Below are 22367 nucleotides of genomic sequence, written 5' to 3'. Positions count from 1 at the left end.
TCGTGATCCAGCACTTTGAAGCCGCTTAGTTGACGGACTTGTCGACCAGCTTGTTCTTGCCGATCCAAGGCATCATGCCGCGGAGCTTCGCGCCGACTTCTTCGATCTGGTGGCTGTCGTTCATGCGGCGGATGCCCTTGAAGCGCGAGCCGCCAGCCTTGTATTCCTGCATCCAGTCGGACGTGAACTTGCCGGTCTGGATGTCGTGCAGGACGCGCTTCATTTCAGCCTTGGTTTCAGCCGTGATGATGCGCGGGCCGGTGACGTATTCGCCCCACTCCGCCGTGTTCGAGATCGAGTAGTTCATGTTGGCGATACCGCCTTCATAGATCAGGTCGACGATCAGCTTCACTTCGTGCAGGCACTCGAAGTATGCCATTTCAGGCGCGTAGCCTGCTTCAACCAGCGTTTCGAAGCCGGCGCGGATCAGCTCGACGAGACCGCCGCAGAGAACGACCTGTTCGCCGAAGAGGTCGGTTTCGCATTCTTCGCGGAAGTTGGTTTCGATGATGCCCGAACGACCGCCGCCGACGCCGCAAGCGTAGGAGAGAGCGAGTTCAAGAGCGTTGCCCGAAGCGTTCTGGTGAACAGCAACGAGGCAGGGAACGCCGCCGCCCTTCTGGTATTCGCCGCGAACCGTGTGGCCCGGGCCCTTCGGCGCGATCATGACGACGTCGAGCGAAGCCTTCGGCTCGATCAGGCCGAAGTGAACGTTAAGGCCGTGTGCGAAGGCGATAGCCGCGCCGTCACGAATGTTGCCGGCGATGTCGGCCTTGTAGATGTCGGCCTGCAGTTCGTCAGGCGTTGCCATCATGATCAGGTCGCCCCACTTGGCGGCATCGGCAACGGTCATGACCTTGAAGCCGTCAGCTTCTGCCTTCTTGATGGTTGCCGAACCGGCCTTGAGAGCGATCGCCACGTTGGCATGGCCGCTGTCCTTCAGGTTCAGGGCGTGTGCGCGACCCTGGGAACCGTAGCCGACGATGACGACGTTCTTCGACTTGATGAGGTTGAGGTCTGCATCACGATCGTAATAGACGCGCATTTGAATGTCCTTCCCTTTGCTTGTCCTGTGACTGTTGTAAGTGGGATCAGCCGACCAGCGGCATCTCCGCCAAAACCTTTTCCGTGCCGTAGAGGCGCAGAAAGGCGGAAACCGCCCTCTCCGCCTGACGCGCGGTATCCTTGAGACCCGGCTCGCCGAGCAGCATGCGAACATGCAGATCGGAAACGATCAGGCCGTAGAGCGTGTGATATGCCTCATCGGCATCATGGAAGCGCAAAAGCCCGGCGCGCTTGCCCGCGTCGATCAGGCCCATGGCGCGGCGATCAATCTGGCGGCGGCCCCGCTCAAGGAGCAGCTTGCCGAGCTTGGAGCCGTCGCGATGCGACTGGCCGATGGCCAGACGGTTGAGCGCCAGCGAAACATCACCGGCGAGAACCTCAAGCAGGTCCTTTGCGAAGATGACAAGGTGATCGTGCAGGCTGGCTGATGTCAGCCGCTCGCCATTGCGCTCGAAGGTGCGCACCTTGCTGGCCTGATAGGCGATCATGGCGGACAGCAGTCCGTCGCGATCGCCGAACCACTTATAGAGGCTTTCCTTGGAGCAGTTTGCGGCACGGGCAACGCCCGACGTCGTCAACGCCTTTTCGCCGCCATCGACGAGCAGCCGCAATGCCTGCTCTAGAACTGCGTTTTGGCGCGGCGAAAACTCGCTGGGCTCCAAATTATCGACGGCCACGGCCTCACTCCCAATAAGTACCGTACGGTACGGTTCGCGGGCTTTATGCTGCAATCCACCATGCGCGTCAAGCGGCCTGTGGGGAAAATCTCATACTGCAACACACTCAAAAATCTCGGCCGTTCACGTCCCGCTCGAGATCAACCACGCACGCTCAAGTGCGCTCGACCGGTTCGCGCGCAGCCTCCATGTCTCGCGCGGGTGACAAACCGTAGATCCGGCTGTATTCGCGACTGAACTGCGACGGGCTCTGGTAGCCGACCCGATGCCCCGCCGTTCCGGCATCCAGGCGTTCGACTAGCATTAGACGGCGAGCCTCATGCAGCCTCAACTGCTTCTGATATTGCACCGGCGTCATCGCCGTGATCGACTTGAAATGATGATGGAAAGACGAGACGCTCATATTGACCTGCTCGGCGAGATCCTCGATCCGCAGCGAGCTTGCGAAATGCTGCCGCAGCCAGGCAATGGCTCGCGCGATGCGGTTGCCGTGACTATCGGCGACTGCGATGTTGATCAGCCGACCGCCATCAGGCCCAGTGAGCACACGGTAGAGGATCTCCTGCTCGATCAACGGCGCCATCGCTGCGATATCCTTTGGACGATCGAGCAAACGCAGCAGCCGAACGGCCGCATCCAGAAACTCCGGCGTCGCAACATTCACCGCAATGCCGCGGCCCGGCCCCTGCGCTATCGGCCGTGGAATATCGGCTCGACTCAGCAATTCGAGAACCTTTTCGCTATTGATGCCGAGCGTCAGACAAAAATGAGGAATCTCGGCGCTCGCCTCGACCACGCGCCAGATGACAGGCAGATCGAGCGACGTCAGAAGATAATCGCCTGCCCCATAGTTGATGACGTCGGTTCCGAGACGGAGGCTCTTGGCCCCTTGGATAACAATGGCAATGCAGGGCCGGTAGCTGCCGTGACAGGGTGCGCTCGGCGTATGCCGGCGGCTGATCCCAAGGCTCTCGATGGCGGTGCGGAACTCACCCTCGGCGCCGGCATGTCGAGCGGCAATCGAAGCAATTTCCTGGTAGGGATTGAACGGCAATGTCATGCGAGGAAACCTTCATCTGCGGCGCCGGGATGCGCAGTATCTAGGATAGGTTCGCGCGCCCGAGAATAGCCCGTCCCTTCAATTTTGCAGGATCGTGCAAAAACCGCGGAGGATTGCTCTACCGCATGGAACTCGATCCGTTGCATCTTCGGCCATCCTCCCAGCAACCCGAAAGGAAGTCTCGGATGCCTATCGCAAAAGGCTATGCTGCCACTGACGCGTCGAAACCACTTACCCCCTTTACGTTCGAACGACGCGACCCCAATCCGGATGACGTTGTGATCGACATCAAGTTTGCCGGCATCTGCCATTCGGATATCCATACCGTCCGCAACGAATGGAAGAACGCCGTTTACCCGATCGTGCCGGGCCATGAGATTGCCGGCATCGTCTCCGCCGTCGGCTCGGCGGTGACCAAGTTCAAGGTCGGCGACCGCGTCGGCGTTGGCTGCTTCGTCGACAGCTGCGTCGGCTGTGCGACCCGCGACGTCGACCGCGAGCAGTACATGCCGGGTCTCGTCGGCACCTACAACGAATTCGAAGCCGACGGCAAGACGCGCACTCAGGGCGGTTACTCCGACTCGATCGTCGTCAAGGAAGGCTACGTGATGAACATCCCGGACAACCTTCCGCTCGATGCTTCCGCCCCGTTGCTCTGCGCCGGCATCACGCTCTATTCGCCGCTGCGTCACTGGAATGCCGGTCCCGGCAAGAAGATCGCAATCGTCGGCATGGGTGGCCTCGGGCACATGGGCGTCAAGCTCGGCGCGGCCATGGGGGCTGAGATTACCGTTCTGTCGCAAACCCTCTCCAAGAAGGAAGACGGTCTCAAGCTCGGCGCCAAGGAATACTACGCTACCAACGACCCGGCGACATTCCAAAAGCTCGCCGGTGCCTTCGATCTGGTGATCTGCACGGTCAGCGCTGAAATTGACTGGAATGCCTATCTCGGTCTGGTCAAGGTCGACGGCGCCTTCGTCGTGGTCGGCGCACCGGAAAACCCGATCCCGGTCCACGCTTTCTCGCTGATCCCAGGCCGCAAGAGCATTTCCGGCTCGATGATCGGCTCGATCAAGGAAACCCAGGAAATGCTGGATTTCTGTGGCGAGCACAACATCGTCTCCGAGATCGAGACGATCAACATTCAGCAGGTCAACGAAGCTTACGAACGCGTTCTGAAGAGCGACGTTCGCTACCGCTTCGTCATCGATATCGCCTCGCTGGCTGCCTGACAAAGACGCAAAGGGCGGCCTTGAGCCGCCCTTTTTCTATTTCCGATCGTCGTCGCGCATCGTTTCTTTCTGCGTAATCAGCCGCGCGCTATGCTGGCCACTCAGATAGATCCACAGCCAACTCCAGGCCACCGCGAAACGCGAACGCGTCCCGATCAGGAAGTAGATATGGGCAATCCCCCATATCCACCAGGCAATCCAGCCTTTCAGTTTGATGCGGCCGAAATCGATGATGGCGGCACTTTGACCGATCGTCGCAAGGCTGCCCTGATGGCGGTAGCGGAACGGCGGAGGCGCCGGCTTCGCCGCGAGGCGCGCCCGGATCACCTTGGCGACATAAGCGCCCTGCTGCTTCGCAGCCGGTGCGATTCCAGGCACGGGAGCACCGCCTTCCTGGATAACCGACGCCGTGTCCCCGACGACAAAGACATCCGGAAGTCCTGGTGCCGTCAAATCCTTCCCAACGATGACGCGCCCCGCCCGATCTGCCGGAACATCGAGCCACTTGGCCGCGGGCGATGCCTGCACGCCTGCAGCCCAGACAATCGTGCGGCTGGCGATGAACCCCTCACTTGTCGAGACACCTTCTGCTGTGCATTCCATAACCCGTTCGCCGATATGCAACTCGACGCCCAGTTCAGTGAGAGCCTTGCTGGCATAGGTAGAAAGCTCCTCGGCGAAGGTCGGAAGCACTCTTGGCCCAGCCTCGACAAGGACGACCCGCGTCTTTCGCGTATCGATACTGCGAAACTCGCGCGGCAGGGTCTTGCGTGCGAGTTCGGCGATGATTCCGGCAAGTTCGACACCGGTCGGCCCAGCGCCGACGATCGTAAAAGTCAGAAGCGCATCGCGAACGGCAGGATCGGCTTCAGTCTCGGCCCGTTCGAAGGCCAGCAGCACGCGCCGACGAATTGTCGTCGCATCCTCCAATGTCTTGAGCCCAGGCGCCACCGGCTCCCAATCGTCGCGCCCAAAGTAAGCGTGGGTCGCGCCTGTGGCGAGAACGAGGGTGTCATAACGCAGCGTCATGCCGCTACGTAAGGAAACTTCCTTTACGGCGGTATCGACGCCAACGACTTCACCAAGCAACGTCGTCACATCCTGCCGGTCGCTATAGAGATGCCGGATGGGCCACGCGATTTCGGATGTGGAAAGGATCGTTGTCGCCACCTGGTACAGCAGAGGCTGGAAGAGATGATGATTGCGTCGGTCGACGAGCGTGATCCGAAGCCCTGCGCCCTTGAGATCGTTGACCAGTTGCAATCCACCGAAGCCACCGCCGATAACGACAACATGTTGCTCGCTCATGACCTGCCTTCCGTGTCATTTCGCCAAAGCCAATGTCGTTGATCCAACGCAGCTTTCAAGCTTCCTTTCCGCATAGCTCGCCTGCTCACGGCGATGGTCGAGAAGTATCGACGGCGGTCAGTCCGCGTAGGCCACGGGGATCGATGTTCCGCTTTTCAGCAACTCCATCGATATGGACGCGGAGACGTCGAAGAGTTCGATCTTGCGAACGATTTGCTTGTAGATCACGTCGTAGTGCTCGACGCGCGGGAGTACGATTTTCAGAATGTAATCGTAGTTCCCGGTAAGGCGGTGCGCCTCGACGATCTCGGGAACGGCGCTGATTGCCCGGCGAAATGTCTCGATCCATTCGTCCGTGTGGTGTGCCGTCTTGATCAACGCAAACACCGTTGTCGGGACGCCCATCTTCGCGCGGTCGAGCACCACGATCCGCCGTGCAATGTGACCGCTCTCCTCCAGCCGCTGGATGCGCCGTGAACAGGCCGAGACCGACAAAGCGACCTTCTCCGCAAGATCCGTCACCGAAATGCCGGCATCAGCCTGCAATAATTCAAGGATTCGGCGGTCGCGATCATCCAGCATTGAGCCCTCCAGGAGTGGCGAGTTAATTTTGCACAATATTGCCATCTTGTGCAAAACTACAGCGCAAATGGGGAGTTCGGATCAAAGAAAGCAAACCATTTGCGCGATGATTGATGCATGATTTCGCCAATAGGAAATTCCAGACGGGGAGCATAACCAGAATGCAAACAATCGGACTGATCGGCGGAATGAGCTTCGAAAGCTCGGCGGTTTATTATCGCATGATCAATGAGATGGTGCGCGAGCGCCTCGGTGGACTGTCTTCGGCGGAGTTGTTGATGCACTCCGTCAATTTCGACGAGATTGTTTCGATGCAGAAAGCCGGTGACTGGGACGCCGCCGCAAACCGGCTCGGCGACGTTGCCCTGCATCTGCAAATTGCCGGCGCGCGTTGCGTGCTGATCTGCACGAACACCATGCACCTGATCGCCGATCAGGTTGCCTCACGCATCTCCGTGCCGCTGATTCACATCATCGACGAGACCGCTGAATCACTGAAGGCAGCCGGATGCAAGCGCCCGCTGCTGCTTGCGACCCGATACACAATGGAGCATGGCTTCTATGCCGATCGCATGAAGAGGCTCGGCGTCGACATCGTGGTTCCCGAAGCCGCCGACCGGACATCCGTTCACGACATCATCTTCAACGAGCTTTGCGCCGGCAAGGTGCTAGACAGCTCGCGTGAGAAACTGATGCAGATCATCGAACGGGAGCGTGCCAAGGGTGCAGATGGAATCATTCTCGGTTGCACGGAAATCTGCCTCATCCTCGACCCGAACCGGCTGCCGCTACCCGGCTTCGACACGACTGAGATCCATGCAAGGGCGGCTGTCGAGTTCGCGCTCGCTGACGAAGCAGTTGACGAGACGGTCGCCGCCTAATGTGAATTTAATTGACTCAGTCAAATAAAAGCAGGACAAAATCTCCTAATCGGAGGTTTTGTCCATGGCTGATTCAGGTTTGATCGACGCTGCCCGCGACTTCAATCGCTTCTACACAAACTTCTTGGGGGTCTTGAACAAGGCCTATCTCGATACCGAGTTCACGCTGACTGACGCGCGTGTGCTCTTCGAGATCGGCTCCAGCAAGGGCGTCAGCGCCGTCGCGTTGGCGCGCGATCTGCATCTCGACCCCGCCTATCTCAGCCGCATCCTCAAGCGCTTTCGTGCCGCCGGACTGATTGATACGGCGCCTGATCCCAGTGACCTTCGCAGCCAGATCATCACAGTCACCACCAAGGGACACGATCAGTTCGAGGAACTTGGCCGACGCTCCAACGCTCAGATCGCAGAGCGTTTTGCAACGCTGGTCGATGGCGAACCCCAAAGCATCGTGACTGCAATGACGGCCATCCGTTCACTGCTGGATTCCGACGCGTCGCCACCTCCGTTAATCGTCCGAGCGCATCAGCCTGGGGATATCGGCTGGATCGTTCAGAGCCAGGGAAAAGCCTATACCGAGGAGTACGGCTGGGACATGCGCTTCGAGGGTCTTGTCGCCGAGGTCGCCGGCAAGTTCCTGGCAAATTTCGATCCTTCAATGGAGTATTGTTGGATCGCAGAACGTGCAGGCATCAACGTCGGCTCTATCCTCGTCACCAACGGCGGCGACGGCATCGCCAAGCTTCGCTTGCTCTACGTGGACAAGGCGGCGCGCGGTCTCGGACTCGGCAAGATGCTGGTGGACGAGTGCATTCGGTTCGCGAGGGCGAAGAAATACCGTCAGGTATCGCTCTGGACGAACGACGTTCTGCACGCGGCGCGCGGCATCTATGTGAAGGCGGGCTTTCGCCTTGTCTCCGAAGAGCGACACCGAATGTTTGGTCCGGAGGAGAATGGCCAAACCTGGGTTCTTGACCTCTGATTTGCTGCGTCCCAAAAGTTTCGCTTGATTTGGAAACGATCATTTCCTAATTATTCCGCCATGACCATGGCGACCTTCACTGAGACGACCCGGACACGCGGTAGACCACGCGAATTCGATCGCGACGCAGCGCTCGACAAAGCGCTGCAGGTCTTTTCCGAGCGCGGCTATCAGGCCGCGTCGATCAGTGAGCTTACCGAAGCCATGGGCCTTGCTTCAGGCAGCATCTACAAGGCTTTCAAGGACAAGCGCGGCGTGTTCCTCGCTGCTTTCGACCGATATCGGACCATTCGTCGCGCGTTGCTGGACGAACGCATGGCGAAAGCCGAAACCGGCCGCGACAAGATCCGCGAGGTCCTGACACACTACGCGCTCTCCTCGCACGGCGCCGCCGGTCTGCGTGGCTGCCTGGTCGTCGGCAGTGCGAACGATCTCGCCCTCTTCGACGAGAAGGCCGCCGAACATGTCGCTGCTGCCTTTGCCAGCAACGAGGCCCTGATCGCCGATCTCCTCCGACTCGGCCAAAGCGATGGCTCAATCTCAGGCGACATCGACATTGCCGCCACCGCCCGCTCGCTCCTTTGCTTGACCATGGGAATGCGCGTAGTGGGCAAAACGGGACCCAGCGAAGACGAGATGGCCGCGGTCGCTGCAACTGCAATGAAACTTCTGGCGTGAAACGGGTTGAATAAGACCCGCTTCAGCGCGCAACCTTTTTTGACATCCGATAGCCCCACCGGAGCCTACTATGAGCCTTTCGACCAACACGCGAAAACCCGTCGCGCCACAGACGATCTCGCCGTTGATGACATTTCTTTTCGCCGCCGCGTGCGGACTTGTCGCGGCGAATCTCTATTATGGTCAGCCGCTCGCCGGCCCGATCAGCGCGTCTCTCGGCTTCACGCCAGCGGCAACAGGCCTGATCGTTACGCTGACCCAGATCGGTTACGGTCTGGGCCTCCTATTGATCGTTCCGCTCGGCGATCTTCTGGAAAACCGCAGGCTCGTGCTGACGCTTATTGCGGTCTCCGCCGTTGCCTTGGTGGGTGCAGGTCTGTCATCGACTCCCGCAATGTTTCTTTTGGCCTCATTGAGCATCGGTCTCGCCTCGGTTGCCGTCCAGGTACTCGTCCCCTTTGCTGCTCATATGGCGCCGGACGCAATCCGGGGGCGCGTCGTCGGTAACGTCATGAGCGGGCTACTCTGCGGCATCATGCTGGCACGCCCGTTCGCCAGCTTCGTTGCGGAGGCGACGTCCTGGCACATGGTTTACTTCCTGACTGCCGCCGCCATGGTCGTGCTCGTCGTCATTCTAAGAGCCAAGCTTCCGGTCCGTGTCCCCCACACGCGACTGAGCTACGGCAAGCTGCTTGCTTCGATGGCAGACCTCGCCCTCCACTCCCGCGTTCTCCAGCGTCGCGCGCTTTATCAGGCGGGCATGTTCGGTGCCTTCAGTCTCTTCTGGACTACCACGCCGCTACTCCTTGCTGGCCCTCAATTTGGGCTGACGCAGAACGGTATCGCACTATTCGCGCTCGCTGGCGCGGCTGGCGCTGTGGCCTCGCCGATCGCCGGACGGCTCGCCGACCGCGGGCTCACGAGAGCGGCTTCCACACTGGCGATGCTGCTTGGAATGTCGGCGTTTCTCATCAGTCAATTCGCGACGGACAGCTCCCTAACGGCCCTGCTTTTGCTGACTGCGGCGGCTATCCTGCTCGATTTCGGAGTGACCACCAACCTTGTCTGTGGCCAGCGCGCCGTCTACGCGATCAGCGCCGAGCATCGCAGTCGCCTGAACGGCCTCTACATGGCGACGTTCTTTACCGGTGGCGCGATCGGATCGGCGGTGGGCGGCTGGGCTTACGCGACTGGCGGCTGGACGATGACTGCATGGATCGGTTTTTGCTTTCCAGCCCTCGCCTTCCTTCTCTTCCTTACGGAAGGCTTCGGCAGGCAGACAGTTTCAGACGTCGGCTGAATCGAATCTGAGCCGGGCGGCGCGAACCAAATCATGGTTTTCTTCCGCCCAGTTCAGCAGTAGCGCCAGAGTGCCGTAGAGCGAGCGGCCAAGATCGGTCATGCGATACTCGACGCTCGGCGGCTTGGTCGGAAAAACCTCCCGCTCGATGTAACCGTCACGCTGCAGGTCTCTCAATGTCTGCGTCAGCATACGCTGCGAGATGTCTGGGATCATCCGCCGTAGCTCTCCAAATCGATACGGACGCTTGGAGAGCGCCTCGAGCATCAGCGTCGACCACTTGCCGCCGATTTGCTGCATCATGTCCCGAACCGGGCAATTGTCGAAGTCGAGGTTGCTGAGGTCGACGTCGCGACGAACGCCGGAAGCCTTGTTCTTCAGGTTGAGGACGGCGCCGCTCATGCATGGTTCCCTTTTGGTAACGTAGAGCGAAAAAACTGCCCTCTTTACAGCTCGCAGTCAATTCCTAATCTAGAGCTAGTCTCTTTTTGAGACCTTTATCGAACCTAGAGGAAAGACATGAGCGAGACCATTCTCATCACCGGTGCTGCCGGCCAGCTCGGCCAGCGGATCATTCACCATCTGCTCGAGACCGAAACGGTTCCTGCTGCAAACATCATCGCCGCAACGCGCGACACCGCCAAGCTCGGAGACCTTGCCGCCAAGGGTGTCGCCACCCGCAGGGCCGACTTCGACGACGCCGCCTCGCTCGAAGCTGCCTTCAAAGGCGTCGATCGGCTGCTGATCATCAGCACTGACGCGCTCGCCGTCCCCGGTCAACGCCTCAAGCAGCACAAGGCAGCGGTTGATGCAGCCGCCAAGGCAGGCGTAAAGCACATCGCCTACACGTCAATGCCATCGCCGGACAAATCGCTGGTAACCTTCGCGCCTGACCATCTCGGCACGGAGAACGCGATCAAGGCGACGGGCATCCCCTACACGATCATTCGCAATGCCTGGTACATGGAGAACTATCTCCATGGGATGCCGCACAATCTCCACTCCGGCACTTGGTACACGGCCACCGGCGAAGGCAAGATTTCAAACATTTCTCGCGAAGACTGCGCGCGTGCGATCGCCGCATCTCTTGCCTCCAACACCAGCCAAAGCGCGACCTATACGCTGACTGGAACAGAATCCCTGGACGCTGACAAGATTGCCGCCGTCTTGGCCGATGCAGTCGGAAAACCATTGAAGGTCGTCAGCGTCACGGACGAGCAACTCGGCCAAGGCATGCGCGGCGCCGGACTGCCTGATTTCGTCGCCGACATGCTCGTCTCCGCCGATGCGAACATCCGCGCCGGCAACTTTGATCTCGTAACGGCTGACTATGAGAAGCTGACCGGCGGGAAGCCCGAAATGCTCAAGGACTTCTTCGTCGCACACAAGACCGCGCTCATCGCTTGAGCCAGTCGACAAGGCCCGCTTTTGCACCGCGGAGCGGGCTTTCGCCCAATTCCCAGTCTAGATCTTCTGGCCGCACGCCCGGCAGAACCGCCGCACCGTTTCCGCCATGCCGAACTCAAGCGCATCTGCCGTCAATCCGTGGCCAATGGATACCTCGGCCAGCTTCGGAATTCGCTTTACCAGCGGCGGCAGATTCGCCACCGTCAAATCGTGCCCGGCATTGACGCCCAAGCCGATCGCCAATGCGGCGTCCGCAGTCTTGCCCAGTGCCTCGAGGATTGGTCCGGCCCGCTCCGGTGCGTCGAAACACCCGCCATAGGGACCCGTATAAAGCTCGATTCGGTCGGCGCCTACGACCTTGGCAACCCCAACAGCCTCGGCATCACCGTCGCCGTCGGCAAACAGCGATACACGCGTTCCCATCTTCTTGAGCCGCCCGATCACGTCAGCCAAGAAGTCCCGATGCTTGCGGAAATCCCAGCCATGATCCGACGTCGCTTGCGTCGGATCATCAGGAACCAGCGTCACCTGCTCCGGCGCAACGCTGGCGCAGAGCTCCAGAAATTCGTCAGTCGGGTAACCTTCGATATTGAACTCGGCATCCGGAAACTCATCGTCGATCAAGTTGCGGATAACCGGCAGGTCGGAGAAGCGGATGTGCCGCTGGTCGGGGCGCGGATGCACGGTCAAACCGCTTGCGCCGGATTGCAGCGCGATCCGCCCGAGTCCTTCTATGCTTGGCCACGGTAGATCGCGGCGGTTTCGGAGCATCGCGACGGCATTGAGATTGACGGAAAGCGTAGTCGGCATAGCGGGTTCCACTGAAACGAAGGACAAGTGTTTCTAAGCCAATGAGTCGTCAGGGACCAACGAGATTCGTACATGAATGCATGCAAATCCGTGATGGCGCGAGCGTTTCGTCCGTTAGCGGAACGGCTGCAAGTAGATTTGGTTCGGCCTTCGCGCATTAAACGGCCAAATGTTTCGCCAGGGCCCCTTTCGCCGCGAATCAACGTCGCTTCGTGAAGCTTTCAAGGCGGATTGCCCTGTAAATTAAAAGTCACTAATTTTGATACTAACAAAATACGTCAATCACGGGTAACGTAAGCTTGCGATATCGAAGAAGACACCGCCAAGTCCTTCGATAACTGGACAGGAACGCTAAGAGGAAACCCCACTCAACCGCACCCTTTGCAATGCAGTCGCATAATGAACACAACGGGAGGGACCATGGCAGAAGGTTACAATCAAGGGTTCACCTCAGACCACGTGACGCAAACTCGCCCGAGGCACCGTTTCCTCCCTTCAGCGGCATTGCCCGCCGACCTGCCCCGCGGAAGAGTGCCTATAGCCGATATGGCCAATGCCTTCGGCGTTACCCATCGCACCCTGCACTTCTACGAGGAGAAAGGCCTGATCTCCGCCGGCCGAATCGGCCTGATGCGCGTCTACGAGCCGGGCGACGTCAGGCGCATGGCGGTCATCAACGCTTGCCGCGAGGCCGGAATGGCCGTTGCGGTGATACAAGACCTGATGAATGACCTGATTGAGGCTGAGACGCAGGAAGCTGCGGAAACCTTGTTTCGCGACGCGCTTAACACCCGCAAGCGCGAACTCAGCGCTGAAATGTCCACGCTACACCGGCAGATGCAGCAGGTGAGTAACCTGCTCGAGCGCGAGACAAGCGATGATCAGCCGCTGAACGACAACCAGGGTGGATCGGCACTCACGGATCAGGAGTCGCGATGCCTGGCTCTGATGGCGGCAGGTCTTTCAACGCAGCGCATTGCACGCACCCTCGACCTTCGGAACGAGGAAGCACACTCTCTGGAAACCGGCATCATTCAAAAGTTCCGCGCCAACAACCGTTTCCAGGCGATAGCCAAGGCCGTCATGTTGGGTGTAGTCCAGATCTGACCGGGAGAAGCACCTAGCGCACGATCGTCAACGTTTCGGCCGCGCGCGTGATGGCGGTGTAGAGCCAGCGTTCGCGGGTATCACGGAAGGCCCAGCTTTCATCGAACAGCACGACATTGTTCCACTGCGAGCCCTGTGCCTTGTGGACCGTTAGCGCATAGCCGTAGTCGAACTCGTCGTAGCGCTTGCGCGTGTTCCAGGGAATCTCGCCCTCGCCATCCTCGAACGCCTGCTTCAGCAGCTTGATCTTGGCCGCGCCGCGATCCATGTCATCGTCCTCTGGGCGGATCAGCAGGTTGATCCCCGGCTTCGTCGTCTCCTTGGACGACGTCATCACCTGCCAGAGCGAGCCGTTGAGCAGCCCTTTTGCCGGATCGTTGCGCAGGCAAACGAGCTTGTCGCCCGTTTGCGGATACTCGGTCGTGAAGCCCTTCAGCTCGCGAAGACGCTGATTGTATCTGCGCCGCGTCCGATTGGTTCCGACGAGAACCTGATCAGCATCCAACACCAGAGACTGGTTCACCTCGCCTTTCGAGATAACCTGCGCTGTCCCGTAGTCGCCATAGCCGACTTCGTTGCCTTCTCGCACCTGCATCGCGAGCTGGATAATCGGATTGTCGCGAGCCTGGCGGTGAATATCCGTCAGCAGATAGTCCGGCTCCTGATTGGTGAAGAAGCCGCCGCCAGAAACCGGAGGAAGCTGACCTGGATCGCCGAGCACCAGGATCGGGGTTCCGAAGCTCATCAAGTCCCGGCCGAGGGCCTCATCCACCATCGAACACTCGTCGACCACAATAAGGGCGGCTTTGGCAACCGGGCTCTGCCGGTTGATGGAAAACATCGGGGCGATGGAGGTCTTGCCTGTCTCTTCGTCCTCGACAGCCTCTTCGCCCCGCGGGCGATAGATCAGCGAGTGGATCGTCTTTGCGTTGCTGGCGCCGCGCGACCGCAAGACCTGGGCCGCCTTACCGGTAAAGGCGGCAAACAGCACGTCACCGTCCACATGCTCCGCGAAATGGCGCGCAAGCGTCGTCTTACCCGTGCCGGCATAACCGAACAGGCGGAAAAGCGGAGACCGCCCCTCCTTCAGCCATGTGGAAACGGCCTTGAGGGCTTCGTCTTGTTGCGGAGCAAATTGCATCGTGGATCGACTTGGCAGGATTCGCCCGACATAGGCAACCCTGAAAATCCGGGCGCACGACTCTATGGGAGTTCGGTGTCTCGGCACGCTTCCCAGTCTTCCGACGCCGCCGCAAAAATAAGGGCGCCACGGACAGGCGATAGGGGAATAAAACCGGGACCGATGGTGTCTCATGTCAGGCAAGGCAATCAAGCCTGCCCAAGATGTGAGGAGAGAGCCCATGAAATCCGCAAAGATGCTAGTTGCATTTGCCGTCGCTTCCGCTGCCGCAACGGCTGCCTTTGCCGCCCCGCCCGTCGAGACCGTCGACACCGCCAAGGGCAAGGTCCTGGCCGGCGAAAAAGGCATGACCCTTTACACCTTCAAGAAAGACCATAAAGGCATGTCGAATTGCTATGAGGATTGCGCCAAGAACTGGCCGCCACTCATGGCCGCTAGCGGTGCGAAGCCGGAAGGTGCATATTCGATCGTCGAACGGAAGGACGGCACCAAGCAGTGGGCGAAAGACGGCATGCCGCTGTATTATTGGGTCAAAGACAAGAAGATGGGCGATATCACCGGTGACGGCGTCGGCGGCAACTGGGATCTCGTCAAGCCGTGAGCGAACGGACTTGAAGACACCGGGTCATGATACGTTCGAGGGCCAAATCCTGGCCCTCCTTCCCTCGCTGAGGCGCTACTCCCGTAGCCTCACTCGCTCCGATGCGGATGGCGAGGATTTGCTGCAGGATTGCGTCGAGAAGGTGCTCACCCGTCGCGGACAATGGCGCGGGTTGAACCTGCGCGGCTGGGTCCTGACGATCATGACGAACCTCTATCGCAACAGTCGGCGCCAGACCGGCCGCGCCCCGTTCGTGGAACTCGATAGCGCCGAAGAGATCGTGTCGGTGGATCCGGCTCCCGATCCGCTCGAACGTTCGCGGCTGGAGGACGCGCTGAACAGTCTTTCGGAAGAAAACCGCTCGGTGCTGATGCTGGTCGTCATCGAAGGCTATACCTACCAAGAGGTTGCGATCGCGCTCGACATCCCCATCGGTACCGTCATGTCGCGCCTGTCGCGCGCACGCCAGCGCATAGGAGAGCGGATGAAGGCCGACAATGTCATTACGCTTCGGAGACCGAAATGAAAGATATCAACCAGACCGTGACCGAAGCGGATCTTCATGCCTACGCCGACGGGCAGCTTCCAGACGAGGGACGCGCGCGCATCGAGGCATGGCTCGATGACAATCCGGATGATGCCGCCAGAGTGGCGGAATGGACTGTGCAAAATGCCCAGATCCGATCACTCTTTGCTGGCTATGAGAAGTCCACGGACGCGGACGTACAGCTTGTCACAGGTCGGAGCCGGCCTGCCAATTGGCCGAAGCGACTGGCGATGACAGCCGCGATCGCCGTGGTTTTTGGTCTTGGAGCGCTGAGCGGCCATTACGGACCGGCACTGATCGAGAAGCCGGATCTGCAGTTGACGGAACTCGAAACTCTTCCCAACGAAGCGCGCAACGCTTTCCTGGTCTACGCCGGAGAAGTGCGCCATCCCGTGGAGGTCTTTGCAAACGAGGAAGCGCATCTTGCGACCTGGCTGGGCAAGCGGCTTGCTGTGCAGAACCTCAAGGTTCCCAACCTGCAGGAACTCGGCTTCAAGTTGGTCGGCGGCCGCTTGTTGCCCGTCGATGGCAGCCCTGGCGCGATGTTCATGTACGAGGATCAGGCAGGCGAACGCCTGACAGTGCTCGTTGGGCGCAACGCGGATAACAAATCGACCAGTTTCCGCTTCGCCTCATCAGGCGATGTCGAAACCTTCTATTGGATCGATGGGGAACTCGGCTATGCCGTTACCGGCGAAGTCTCGCGCGATCTGCTGAGGAAGGTCGCGGAGGAATGTTACAGGCAGTTTCCGTCCTGAGCCTCAGCGCAGCGGATCGTTGGCAAGTTCGATCGGCTTGCCGTGCGGTGTCGCCTCGGCCGCCCGCTGCCAACTCCGCTGTAGATCGATGATGGTGTCGGCGTCGGCCACGCCGAGTTTGACGAGTAGCGCCGAAAGCGCTGCCACCCAGCAATCGAAGTAGTCGCTACCGTCTTCGGCCCGGCCGGGCTCATGTAACTCCCGGGATAGGGCGTCCGCCCATTCGCTCCAGGTAAACAGTCCCCGCTCATGCAAATGGACTGTCATCGCAAACGCCTCAGCGGCCCAGGGCTCCGGAAAAACCGGCTCGCCGTCAGCCGATCTTGGCAATTGCGGCGATCGCGCCAGCAGCGAGCGTGTATCACACTGGCTCAAGGTAGCTCTCCCAGGCATCGATCGAAACGCGGAGTGTCGGATCGGCACCCTCGCCCCAGATCTCGCCGCCATCGAACACAACGGTATACACCCATTGCGGGTTTTCACCCCTTCCGTGGGCATTGTCGTCCGGAAAGACGAACGAGCCCTGAACCGCTTCCACCACGCCCGATTTCGCGCGCGCATAACGTGGTAACCGCGTATGGGTGGTCGGATTGAAATTTCTGGTTCGAACCTTGTCACCGGCAGCGAACCGGGGCGCCGTTGTCACAGACCGGTCACAGGGGCCGCCTTTGGCGAGCACACCCGCCACCATATCGGCTTTAAGTACCCGCTTCGGCATCGCGCCATCCGATTGCTTGCGGCCGGCATCGATCTCCGCAGCCGTGACGAAGCCATGTCGCTGCAACAGCACCTCCAGTGCCCGCGTCCAGATCTCGTAGTAGCTCGCGCCAAGGTAATCGGCTGGCGGGATGCTTTCGCGTGTATGGCGGCTCTCATCGATGTTCCAGGCGCCAAGCGCGCCGCTGGACAGCGTAAGTCCAAGTGCCCGCTTCTCCCACTCGGCATGGAAATACGGCTCGTTCTTTTCCGGCGCGACTGGGCCAAAGCCCATCTGGCCACCAAGGTCATGCGGGCCGTTCATCGTGCATTCTCCGGAACAGCTGCCAGACCTGTTCCAATCATCGCGTCACGGCTGACGAGATCGGCAAGTCGTTCCTCGCTCCAACCGTCCGTGCCGTTCGGCCGCTCCGGAACAACGAGATACCGCAACTCGGCCGTAGAATCCCAGACGCGGATCTTCTTGCTCTCCGGCAATGTAACGCCGAACTCTGCCAGTACGCCGCGCGGGTCGATGACTGCCCGCGAGCGATAGGCCGGTGCCTTGTACCACACCGGCGGCAAGCCAAGCACAGACCAGGGGTAACAGGAGCAGAGCGTGCAGACGACGAGGTTGTGGGTGTCGTCGGTGTTGAACACCGCACGCATATGCTCGCCCTGGCGCCCCGCATATCCGAGACTCGCGATCGCAGCTGTCGCATCTTGTCGCAACCAGTCCGCAAATTCGAGATCGCTCCAGGCCTTCGCGACGACACGCGCTCCGTTGCGGGGACCGACCTTTGTTTCGTAGGTCTCAACAATCACGTCTATCGCTGCCGGATCAATCAGCCCCTTCTCTGTCAGGACAGTCTCCAGCGCCCTCACCCGCGCCTGCATGTCCGTGTAGCGGTTGTCGTGATGGTGATGATGGTCGTGATCGTCGTCGTGCAAGGGACATCCTCCGCCAATGCGTGACGCATCTTAGGCGGTTGAAATCCAGCCGCCAAGCTCACCGCCTGCCGGTATCTACTTTAACAACGGCCACAGGCTTAGCACCAACAGTACGGCCATGGTGATGTTGAACCATTTGAGCCGTGTCGGCTCTGACAGCCAATCGCGCAGCGCCGAACCAAAGCCCGCCCAAGTCGACAGGCTTGGCACGTTGACCACTGCAAACGCGCCGCCGACGATCAGAACGCTCGCCAGATAGATGTCGGGGATCGTATAGGTCGCCATTGCTGTGACGGCCATGACCCAGGCCTTCGGATTGACCCACTGGAAGGCGGCCGCAGACAGAAAGGACATCGGCCTCGCGCCGCTCTTGCCTTCGCCGATAGAACGCGACGTCGCAATCTTCCACGCGATCCAGGCAAGATAGGCGCCACCGGCAAACTTCAGCGTCATGTAGAGCGCCGGCACCGTATGCAGGAGTGCCCCGAGCCCGAATCCGACGCCGATCAGCAGTGAAAAGAACCCTGCCCCGATACCCAGCATATGCGGAACGGTACGGCGGAAACCGAAATTCACGCCGGATGCGAACAGCATCATATTGTTCGGCCCCGGCGTTATGGATGTTGCAAATGCAAAGAGCACCAGGGCAAGAAATGTGTCCAGCGGCATGGAACCTCCCGAAGCCCGCGTCCGGTACGGCGAGGCCTTTGAATTTAGGTCAGTGTACGTGACCTAAATTCGTCTTTCCACACGGCCATTGTCATGGTGACAGGATTGGTTGAAAGATCATCGATCTGTCCAATCTTCTCCTAAACCGGGAACGACATCATGCAAGGCGACGCCATCCCAACGATCCGCTTTCCGAACGGTGCGGAGGTCCCCGCCCTTGGCCAGGGCACCTGGAACATGGGCGAGAGATCCTCGGAGGCAAAGCGGGAAATCGAGAGCCTGCGGGCAGGCCTGGATCTCGGCATGACGCTGATCGATACGGCGGAAATGTACGCCGATGGCGGTGCTGAGAAGATCGTCGGCGAGGCAATCCGTGGGCGCCGAGAAGAGGTCTTTGTCGTCAGCAAGGTGTATCCCTGGAACGCCAGCCGGCAGGGCACGATCGACGCCTGTGAAGGCAGCCTGTCGCGTCTCGGGACGGATCGGATCGACCTCTATCTGTTGCATTGGCGCGGCGACCACCCTTTGTCGGAAACCGTCGAAGCGTTCGAGGGGCTCAAGGCATCGGGCAAGATCGGAGCTTGGGGTGTTTCCAACTTCGACAAGAGCGATATGGAGGAACTGTTTGATGTACCTCATGGCCGCAACGTCGCCGCCAATCAGGTCCTCTACAATCTGTCGCGCCGCGGCGTCGAATATGATCTGCTTCCATTTTGTCAGGAGCGGCAGATCCCTGTCATGGCCTATTCGCCGATCGAACAGGGTCGCATCCTGCATCATCCGGAACTGATCCGCATTGCCAAGGCATACCAGGCGACGCCTGCGCAGGTGGCGCTTGCCTTCCTGCTGGAGCGCGATGGTGTAATCGTTATCCCGAAGACATCGAGCGCTGCCCGCGCCACCGAAAACCGCGACGCCGTTTCGCTCGATATTACCGACGAGGACTGGGCGGCACTCGACACTGCCTTCCCGCCTCCAGCAAGAAAAAAGCCGCTGGAGATGCTGTGACATCCAGCGGCTTTCTATGACGTCGCGTCGCGATTTCCTGGAAATCGCTGGTCGGCGCCGCGACTAGGCAGCCTTTGCCTCAGTGCCACCCGCGTATACCGGGTAGTCAGTGTATCCCTCGGCGCCGCCGCCGTAGTAGGTGTCACGGTTGGGCGTCGCCAAAGGCAGATCCCCCTGCAGACGTTCTACCAGATCCGGATTTGCGATGAACGGCTGACCAAAGGCGGCAAGATCAATCAAGCCGTCCCGCAGAAACTCTTCGGCGCGACCCTTGTCGAGGGAACCAGCAAGAATCAGCGTACCGGAGTAGCTCTGGCGGAACTTGCGCAGGAAATCTCTCGAAAGAGCCGGAGCACTGGCCGGACCCTGGTCCTTCAAGTGCACATAGGCAAGGTTGCGTTCAGCGAGCGCAGCAGCAAGGTGCAGGTAGGTTTCCTCGATCAACAGATGATGCGGCATGTCGAACAGCTTGCCGAATGGTGAAAGCCTGATGCCGACCTTCTCCGCGCCAATCCGCGCTACCACCGCATCGACGATCTCGAGCACGAAGCGCGTCCTGTCCTCGACGTTGCCCGCTCCATACCGATCGGCGCGGTCGTTGATTTCAGGATTGAGAAACTGCTCAAGCAGATAGCCGTTTGCGCCGTGGATTTCGACGCCGTCAAATCCGGCCGCAATGGCATTTGTCGCGGCATTCGCAAAGTCGTCTACAACCCTCGCAACCTCGTCGGTCCCGAGCGGCCGCGGTACGCTCGCTTCGACGAAGCCGGCAACGCCGTCCTCATTGAACGCATACGCCGTGCTCTTATCGTCGCGCGCAGGCTTGGCGCTGGAGCTGACAGGCTGTCCGCCGGCCGGCTGAAGAGAGGTGTGCGACATGCGACCGACGTGCCAGATCTGCGCAAAAATCTTCCCGCCCTCCTCGTGCACGGCCTTCGTCACGCCCTGCCAGCCACGGACCTGATCGTCCGACCATATGCCAGGGATGAAGGCAAAGCCTGTTCCCTCTTGCGAGATCGGCGTTCCTTCCGAGACGATCAGACCGGCGCCGGCGCGCTGGCGGTAATACTGGGCGGTCTGCTGGTCGGCGATACCGTCCTTCGCCCGGGCGCGGGTCATCGGAGCCATGACGACGCGGTTGCGAAGCTTCTGGCCGCGAAGATCGTAGACTTCAAAGAGAGACTTCATGAGCGTTATTCCTTAATTGGGTTGATTATCATCGACCAAACAGATATCTCTGGCACAGTCATAAATCCAACAGATGGAAATCATGATGTCGATCGATCACGCTCATATCTTGAAGTTCGACCTGAATCTGCTGGTTGCGTTTGACGCCCTGATGAGCGAGCGCAACGTCACGCGGGCGGCACAGCGCATCGGCACGTCCCAATCCGCCTTGAGCCACAACCTTGGGCGCCTGCGAGCGCTTCTGTCCGACGAGCTGTTTGTTCGCTCGGCGCGCGGAATCGAACCGACGCCACGGGCGCAGGAACTCGCCGAAACCGTGAGCGGCATCCTGTGCACGATCCAATCCCGCCTGATCGAGCCGGAGCAATTCGACCCGGCAACGGATGAGCGAACCTTCACGCTCGGAATGACTGACTATCTGGAAAGCCTGTTGATGCCGCCGCTGCTCGCTTCCGTTCACGAGCAGGCGCCACATGTCAATTTCGTGATACGGTCGATCGACCAGGATTATCCCGCGGATCTCCTGGACAGCGGCGAGATAGACCTCGCGATCGGCAAGGTGGAGACAGGCAACGAACTTCATAAACGTCGCAAGCTCTGGTCCGAGCGCTATGTCATCCTCAGCAACCCCGAGACAACCGGTGGTTCCGGCGCCATCGACCTCGAGACGTTTCTTGCGACCCCGCAGGCCGTGATCGTCAGCAAGGACGGCCGCTGCCGGCTCGTGGACGAAGTGCTGGCTGAGCGCGGATTGAAACGACGCGCAGCGGTGACCACGCCACACCTCTTCACGCTGCCGATCTTGGTTCGTGATACGCACGTGATCGCTGCCGTGCCGGCAAGCTTCGCGCGAGCCTGGGCGCCGGTGTTCGGCCTCGCCATCAGCCCCGGACCGGTGGACATCCCGCCCTACGACATCTCGCTTGGATGGCATACCTCGTCCGACCGCAACGCCGGCCACGTATGGCTGCGCCAACAGGTCCTTGCGGCGCTAGAGCCTGTGCGTGCCAAGGTTTTGGAGGCGAATGCAGGATCCGATATCGTCTTGATCGCTGCCGAATAGCTTCACGCCCAGATCCATGGGCGCGCGGCATAAGGAAGAAGGAAGTGCCGGACGCCACGTTGTCCGGCACGTCTGTTTTCTTACATGCCCTGCTGGCCGCGATTCATGGCGGCAATGCCGGTGCGGCAGACTTCGATCAGGCCAAGGGGCTTCATGATCGAAACGAACTGGTCGATCTTCGAAGACTTTCCAGTGATCTCGAGAATGAAGTGATCGACGGTCGCGTCCACCACCTTCGCATGGAAGGCGTCAGCGAGCCGGAGCGTTTCGGCGCGCGTCTCGCCCGTGCCGACCACCTTGACGAGCGCCACTTCACGCTCGATCGGACGCTCCTGGCCGAGCTCGCGGGCGCGGACCGTGAGATCGACAACCCGATGAACGGGGACGATGCGTTCAAGCTGCGCCTTGATCTGTTCGAGCACGTGCGGTGTACCGCGCGTCACGATGGTAATGCGCGACAGGTGTGCCTGGTGCTCGGTCTCGGAGACGGTCAGGCTCTCGATGTTGTAGCCCCGGCCGGAAAACAGGCCGATGACGCGGGCAAGGACGCCGGGCTCGTTGTCGACGAGGACCGAAAGCGTGTGGCTTTCGGCCGCCGCCGTCTCCGGCGAAATGAAGTAGGCAGAGCCCGTCGGCTGAAGATGTGCGTTCATGAT

The 22367-nt window shown here is 60.0% G+C and carries 26 protein-coding genes; 12 read left to right on the top strand and 14 right to left on the bottom strand.

Translation table 11 applies throughout. The features are described from left to right. Window positions 1-25 precede the first annotated feature (25 nt). The 3 genes from ilvC to FHX16_RS21960 form a co-directional block, all read right to left on the bottom strand. On the bottom strand, window positions 26-1045 hold the full coding sequence (ilvC, locus tag FHX16_RS21970; protein ID WP_088692034.1) for a ketol-acid reductoisomerase: 1020 nt from the start codon (window positions 1043-1045) through the stop codon (window positions 26-28). A 46-nt stretch (window positions 1046-1091) separates the two neighbouring features. Then, on the bottom strand, window positions 1092-1742 hold the full coding sequence (locus FHX16_RS21965) for a TetR/AcrR family transcriptional regulator C-terminal domain-containing protein (protein ID WP_405049309.1): 651 nt from the start codon (window positions 1740-1742) through the stop codon (window positions 1092-1094). Window positions 1743-1896: 154 nt separating this feature from the next. Continuing rightward, window positions 1897-2802 (bottom strand): AraC family transcriptional regulator, encoded by a 906-nt coding sequence (locus FHX16_RS21960; RefSeq protein WP_183860813.1) that lies wholly within the window; start codon window positions 2800-2802, stop codon window positions 1897-1899. Between the two features lie 185 nt (window positions 2803-2987). Here FHX16_RS21960 and FHX16_RS21955 point away from each other — a divergent pair, with 185 nt between their 5' ends. Beyond that, window positions 2988-4034, top strand: a complete 1047-nt coding sequence (locus FHX16_RS21955; RefSeq protein ID WP_114713100.1) for an NAD(P)-dependent alcohol dehydrogenase — start codon at window positions 2988-2990, stop codon at window positions 4032-4034. Between the two features lie 36 nt (window positions 4035-4070). Here the strand turns inward: FHX16_RS21955 and FHX16_RS21950 are convergent, their stop codons facing one another. Then, window positions 4071-5342, bottom strand: coding sequence for an NAD(P)/FAD-dependent oxidoreductase (locus tag FHX16_RS21950; protein ID WP_183860815.1), 1272 nt, complete (start codon window positions 5340-5342; stop codon window positions 4071-4073). Window positions 5343-5459: 117 nt separating this feature from the next. Further along, window positions 5460-5924: an Lrp/AsnC family transcriptional regulator gene (locus FHX16_RS21945; protein ID WP_183860817.1), complete on the bottom strand. Its 465-nt coding sequence runs from the start codon at window positions 5922-5924 to the stop codon at window positions 5460-5462. A 161-nt stretch (window positions 5925-6085) separates the two neighbouring features. Here FHX16_RS21945 and FHX16_RS21940 point away from each other — a divergent pair, with 161 nt between their 5' ends. The 4 genes from FHX16_RS21940 (at window position 6086) to FHX16_RS21925 (ending at window position 9765) form a co-directional block, all read left to right on the top strand. Then, the gene (locus FHX16_RS21940; RefSeq protein WP_259130362.1) at window positions 6086-6805 is read left to right on the top strand and encodes an aspartate/glutamate racemase family protein; all 720 of its coding nucleotides are present in this window, start codon (window positions 6086-6088) and stop codon (window positions 6803-6805) included. A 64-nt stretch (window positions 6806-6869) separates the two neighbouring features. Further along, window positions 6870-7787 carry a bifunctional helix-turn-helix transcriptional regulator/GNAT family N-acetyltransferase gene (locus FHX16_RS21935; protein ID WP_183860821.1) on the top strand — a complete coding sequence of 306 codons (918 nt, stop codon included), beginning with the start codon at window positions 6870-6872 and terminating at the stop codon, window positions 7785-7787. Between the two features lie 60 nt (window positions 7788-7847). After that, on the top strand, window positions 7848-8465 hold the full coding sequence (locus FHX16_RS21930) for a TetR/AcrR family transcriptional regulator (RefSeq protein ID WP_183860823.1): 618 nt from the start codon (window positions 7848-7850) through the stop codon (window positions 8463-8465). Between the two features lie 70 nt (window positions 8466-8535). Beyond that, entirely contained in the window at window positions 8536-9765 is a 1230-nt protein-coding gene (locus FHX16_RS21925; protein WP_183860825.1) for an MFS transporter, read from the top strand. Here the strand turns inward: FHX16_RS21925 and FHX16_RS21920 are convergent. Beyond that, a complete protein-coding gene (locus FHX16_RS21920) occupies window positions 9751-10167 on the bottom strand; it encodes a helix-turn-helix domain-containing protein (protein ID WP_183754687.1) in 417 nt (138 codons plus the stop codon). The genes FHX16_RS21925 and FHX16_RS21920 overlap by 15 nt on opposite strands. Window positions 10168-10284: 117 nt before the next feature. Here FHX16_RS21920 and FHX16_RS21915 point away from each other — a divergent pair, with 117 nt between their 5' ends. Then, window positions 10285-11172 (top strand): SDR family oxidoreductase, encoded by an 888-nt coding sequence (locus FHX16_RS21915; RefSeq protein WP_183860827.1) that lies wholly within the window; start codon window positions 10285-10287, stop codon window positions 11170-11172. 57 nt (window positions 11173-11229) lie between these two features. Here the strand turns inward: FHX16_RS21915 and FHX16_RS21910 are convergent, their stop codons facing one another. After that, the gene (locus FHX16_RS21910) at window positions 11230-11982 is read right to left on the bottom strand and encodes a pyridoxine 5'-phosphate synthase (RefSeq protein WP_183860829.1); all 753 of its coding nucleotides are present in this window, start codon (window positions 11980-11982) and stop codon (window positions 11230-11232) included. A gap of 420 nt (window positions 11983-12402) precedes the next feature. On the opposite strand from FHX16_RS21910, the gene FHX16_RS21905 reads away from it, so the two are divergent. Next, window positions 12403-13089: a MerR family transcriptional regulator gene (locus FHX16_RS21905; protein WP_183860831.1), complete on the top strand. Its 687-nt coding sequence runs from the start codon at window positions 12403-12405 to the stop codon at window positions 13087-13089. A 13-nt stretch (window positions 13090-13102) separates the two neighbouring features. On the opposite strand, the gene FHX16_RS21900 is transcribed toward FHX16_RS21905, so the two are convergent. Continuing rightward, window positions 13103-14230, bottom strand: coding sequence for an ATP-dependent RecD-like DNA helicase (locus FHX16_RS21900; protein WP_183754679.1), 1128 nt, complete (start codon window positions 14228-14230; stop codon window positions 13103-13105). Between the two features lie 220 nt (window positions 14231-14450). Here FHX16_RS21900 and FHX16_RS21895 point away from each other — a divergent pair, with 220 nt between their 5' ends. Genes FHX16_RS21895 through FHX16_RS21885 form a run of 3 tightly spaced genes read left to right on the top strand, consistent with a single transcriptional unit; the run spans window position 14451 to window position 16136 of the window. Further along, window positions 14451-14831 carry a lipoprotein gene (locus FHX16_RS21895; protein WP_016554447.1) on the top strand — a complete coding sequence of 127 codons (381 nt, stop codon included), beginning with the start codon at window positions 14451-14453 and terminating at the stop codon, window positions 14829-14831. 10 nt (window positions 14832-14841) lie between these two features. Beyond that, window positions 14842-15357: an RNA polymerase sigma factor gene (locus tag FHX16_RS21890; RefSeq protein ID WP_183754677.1), complete on the top strand. Its 516-nt coding sequence runs from the start codon at window positions 14842-14844 to the stop codon at window positions 15355-15357. Then, entirely contained in the window at window positions 15354-16136 is a 783-nt protein-coding gene (locus tag FHX16_RS21885) for an anti-sigma factor (RefSeq protein WP_259130355.1), read from the top strand. Before FHX16_RS21890 ends, FHX16_RS21885 begins: the two co-directional genes overlap by 4 nt. A gap of 3 nt (window positions 16137-16139) precedes the next feature. Here the strand turns inward: FHX16_RS21885 and FHX16_RS21880 are convergent, their stop codons facing one another. The 4 genes from FHX16_RS21880 to FHX16_RS21865 all read right to left on the bottom strand — a co-directional run bounded on the left by FHX16_RS21880 (window position 16140) and on the right by FHX16_RS21865 (window position 18452). Continuing rightward, window positions 16140-16511: a nitrile hydratase accessory protein gene (locus FHX16_RS21880; protein ID WP_183860835.1), complete on the bottom strand. Its 372-nt coding sequence runs from the start codon at window positions 16509-16511 to the stop codon at window positions 16140-16142. After that, window positions 16498-17157 carry a nitrile hydratase subunit beta gene (nthB, locus tag FHX16_RS21875; RefSeq protein ID WP_183860837.1) on the bottom strand — a complete coding sequence of 220 codons (660 nt, stop codon included), beginning with the start codon at window positions 17155-17157 and terminating at the stop codon, window positions 16498-16500. The genes FHX16_RS21880 and nthB overlap by 14 nt, the downstream gene beginning before the upstream one ends. After that, window positions 17154-17783 (bottom strand): nitrile hydratase subunit alpha, encoded by a 630-nt coding sequence (nthA, locus tag FHX16_RS21870; protein WP_183860839.1) that lies wholly within the window; start codon window positions 17781-17783, stop codon window positions 17154-17156. The genes nthB and nthA overlap by 4 nt, the downstream gene beginning before the upstream one ends. Before the next feature lie 75 nt (window positions 17784-17858). Then, on the bottom strand, window positions 17859-18452 hold the full coding sequence (locus FHX16_RS21865) for a LysE family translocator (protein WP_259130351.1): 594 nt from the start codon (window positions 18450-18452) through the stop codon (window positions 17859-17861). 159 nt (window positions 18453-18611) lie between these two features. On the opposite strand from FHX16_RS21865, the gene FHX16_RS21860 reads away from it, so the two are divergent. After that, window positions 18612-19460, top strand: a complete 849-nt coding sequence (locus tag FHX16_RS21860) for an aldo/keto reductase (protein WP_183860843.1) — start codon at window positions 18612-18614, stop codon at window positions 19458-19460. 63 nt (window positions 19461-19523) lie between these two features. On the opposite strand, the gene FHX16_RS21855 is transcribed toward FHX16_RS21860, so the two are convergent. Then, window positions 19524-20648: an alkene reductase gene (locus tag FHX16_RS21855; RefSeq protein WP_183860845.1), complete on the bottom strand. Its 1125-nt coding sequence runs from the start codon at window positions 20646-20648 to the stop codon at window positions 19524-19526. An 85-nt stretch (window positions 20649-20733) separates the two neighbouring features. On the opposite strand from FHX16_RS21855, the gene FHX16_RS21850 reads away from it, so the two are divergent. After that, window positions 20734-21711, top strand: a complete 978-nt coding sequence (locus tag FHX16_RS21850) for a LysR family transcriptional regulator (RefSeq protein WP_183861396.1) — start codon at window positions 20734-20736, stop codon at window positions 21709-21711. 80 nt (window positions 21712-21791) lie between these two features. Here FHX16_RS21850 and ilvN read toward each other — a convergent pair whose 3' ends face one another. Continuing rightward, a complete protein-coding gene (ilvN, locus tag FHX16_RS21845; RefSeq protein ID WP_016554457.1) occupies window positions 21792-22364 on the bottom strand; it encodes an acetolactate synthase small subunit in 573 nt (190 codons plus the stop codon). Window positions 22365-22367 lie beyond the last annotated feature (3 nt).

The organism is Rhizobium sp. BK661, from assembly GCF_024808825.1.
Taxonomy (GTDB): Bacteria; Pseudomonadota; Alphaproteobacteria; order Rhizobiales; family Rhizobiaceae; genus Rhizobium.
This window is presented reverse-complemented; position numbering and strand designations above follow the sequence as displayed.

Excerpts from the sequence above, each read along its gene's own strand:
- ilvC (WP_088692034.1), bottom strand. The coding sequence starts at position 1,045 with ATGCGCGTCTATTACGATCGTGATGCAGACCTCAACCTCATCAAGTCG.
- FHX16_RS21960 (WP_183860813.1), bottom strand. The coding sequence starts at position 2,802 with ATGACATTGCCGTTCAATCCCTACCAGGAAATTGCTTCGATTGCCGCT.
- FHX16_RS21955 (WP_114713100.1), top strand. The coding sequence starts at position 2,988 with ATGCCTATCGCAAAAGGCTATGCTGCCACTGACGCGTCGAAACCACTT.
- FHX16_RS21950 (WP_183860815.1), bottom strand. The coding sequence starts at position 5,342 with ATGAGCGAGCAACATGTTGTCGTTATCGGCGGTGGCTTCGGTGGATTG.
- FHX16_RS21945 (WP_183860817.1), bottom strand. The coding sequence starts at position 5,924 with ATGCTGGATGATCGCGACCGCCGAATCCTTGAATTATTGCAGGCTGAT.
- FHX16_RS21940 (WP_259130362.1), top strand. The coding sequence starts at position 6,086 with ATGCAAACAATCGGACTGATCGGCGGAATGAGCTTCGAAAGCTCGGCG.
- FHX16_RS21935 (WP_183860821.1), top strand. The coding sequence starts at position 6,870 with ATGGCTGATTCAGGTTTGATCGACGCTGCCCGCGACTTCAATCGCTTC.
- FHX16_RS21930 (WP_183860823.1), top strand. The coding sequence starts at position 7,848 with ATGACCATGGCGACCTTCACTGAGACGACCCGGACACGCGGTAGACCA.
- FHX16_RS21925 (WP_183860825.1), top strand. The coding sequence starts at position 8,536 with ATGAGCCTTTCGACCAACACGCGAAAACCCGTCGCGCCACAGACGATC.
- FHX16_RS21920 (WP_183754687.1), bottom strand. The coding sequence starts at position 10,167 with ATGAGCGGCGCCGTCCTCAACCTGAAGAACAAGGCTTCCGGCGTTCGT.
- FHX16_RS21915 (WP_183860827.1), top strand. The coding sequence starts at position 10,285 with ATGAGCGAGACCATTCTCATCACCGGTGCTGCCGGCCAGCTCGGCCAG.
- FHX16_RS21910 (WP_183860829.1), bottom strand. The coding sequence starts at position 11,982 with ATGCCGACTACGCTTTCCGTCAATCTCAATGCCGTCGCGATGCTCCGA.
- FHX16_RS21905 (WP_183860831.1), top strand. The coding sequence starts at position 12,403 with ATGGCAGAAGGTTACAATCAAGGGTTCACCTCAGACCACGTGACGCAA.
- FHX16_RS21900 (WP_183754679.1), bottom strand. The coding sequence starts at position 14,230 with ATGCAATTTGCTCCGCAACAAGACGAAGCCCTCAAGGCCGTTTCCACA.
- FHX16_RS21895 (WP_016554447.1), top strand. The coding sequence starts at position 14,451 with ATGAAATCCGCAAAGATGCTAGTTGCATTTGCCGTCGCTTCCGCTGCC.
- FHX16_RS21885 (WP_259130355.1), top strand. The coding sequence starts at position 15,354 with ATGAAAGATATCAACCAGACCGTGACCGAAGCGGATCTTCATGCCTAC.
- nthB (WP_183860837.1), bottom strand. The coding sequence starts at position 17,157 with ATGAACGGCCCGCATGACCTTGGTGGCCAGATGGGCTTTGGCCCAGTC.
- FHX16_RS21865 (WP_259130351.1), bottom strand. The coding sequence starts at position 18,452 with ATGCCGCTGGACACATTTCTTGCCCTGGTGCTCTTTGCATTTGCAACA.
- FHX16_RS21860 (WP_183860843.1), top strand. The coding sequence starts at position 18,612 with ATGCAAGGCGACGCCATCCCAACGATCCGCTTTCCGAACGGTGCGGAG.
- FHX16_RS21855 (WP_183860845.1), bottom strand. The coding sequence starts at position 20,648 with ATGAAGTCTCTCTTTGAAGTCTACGATCTTCGCGGCCAGAAGCTTCGC.
- FHX16_RS21850 (WP_183861396.1), top strand. The coding sequence starts at position 20,734 with ATGTCGATCGATCACGCTCATATCTTGAAGTTCGACCTGAATCTGCTG.
- ilvN (WP_016554457.1), bottom strand. The coding sequence starts at position 22,364 with ATGAACGCACATCTTCAGCCGACGGGCTCTGCCTACTTCATTTCGCCG.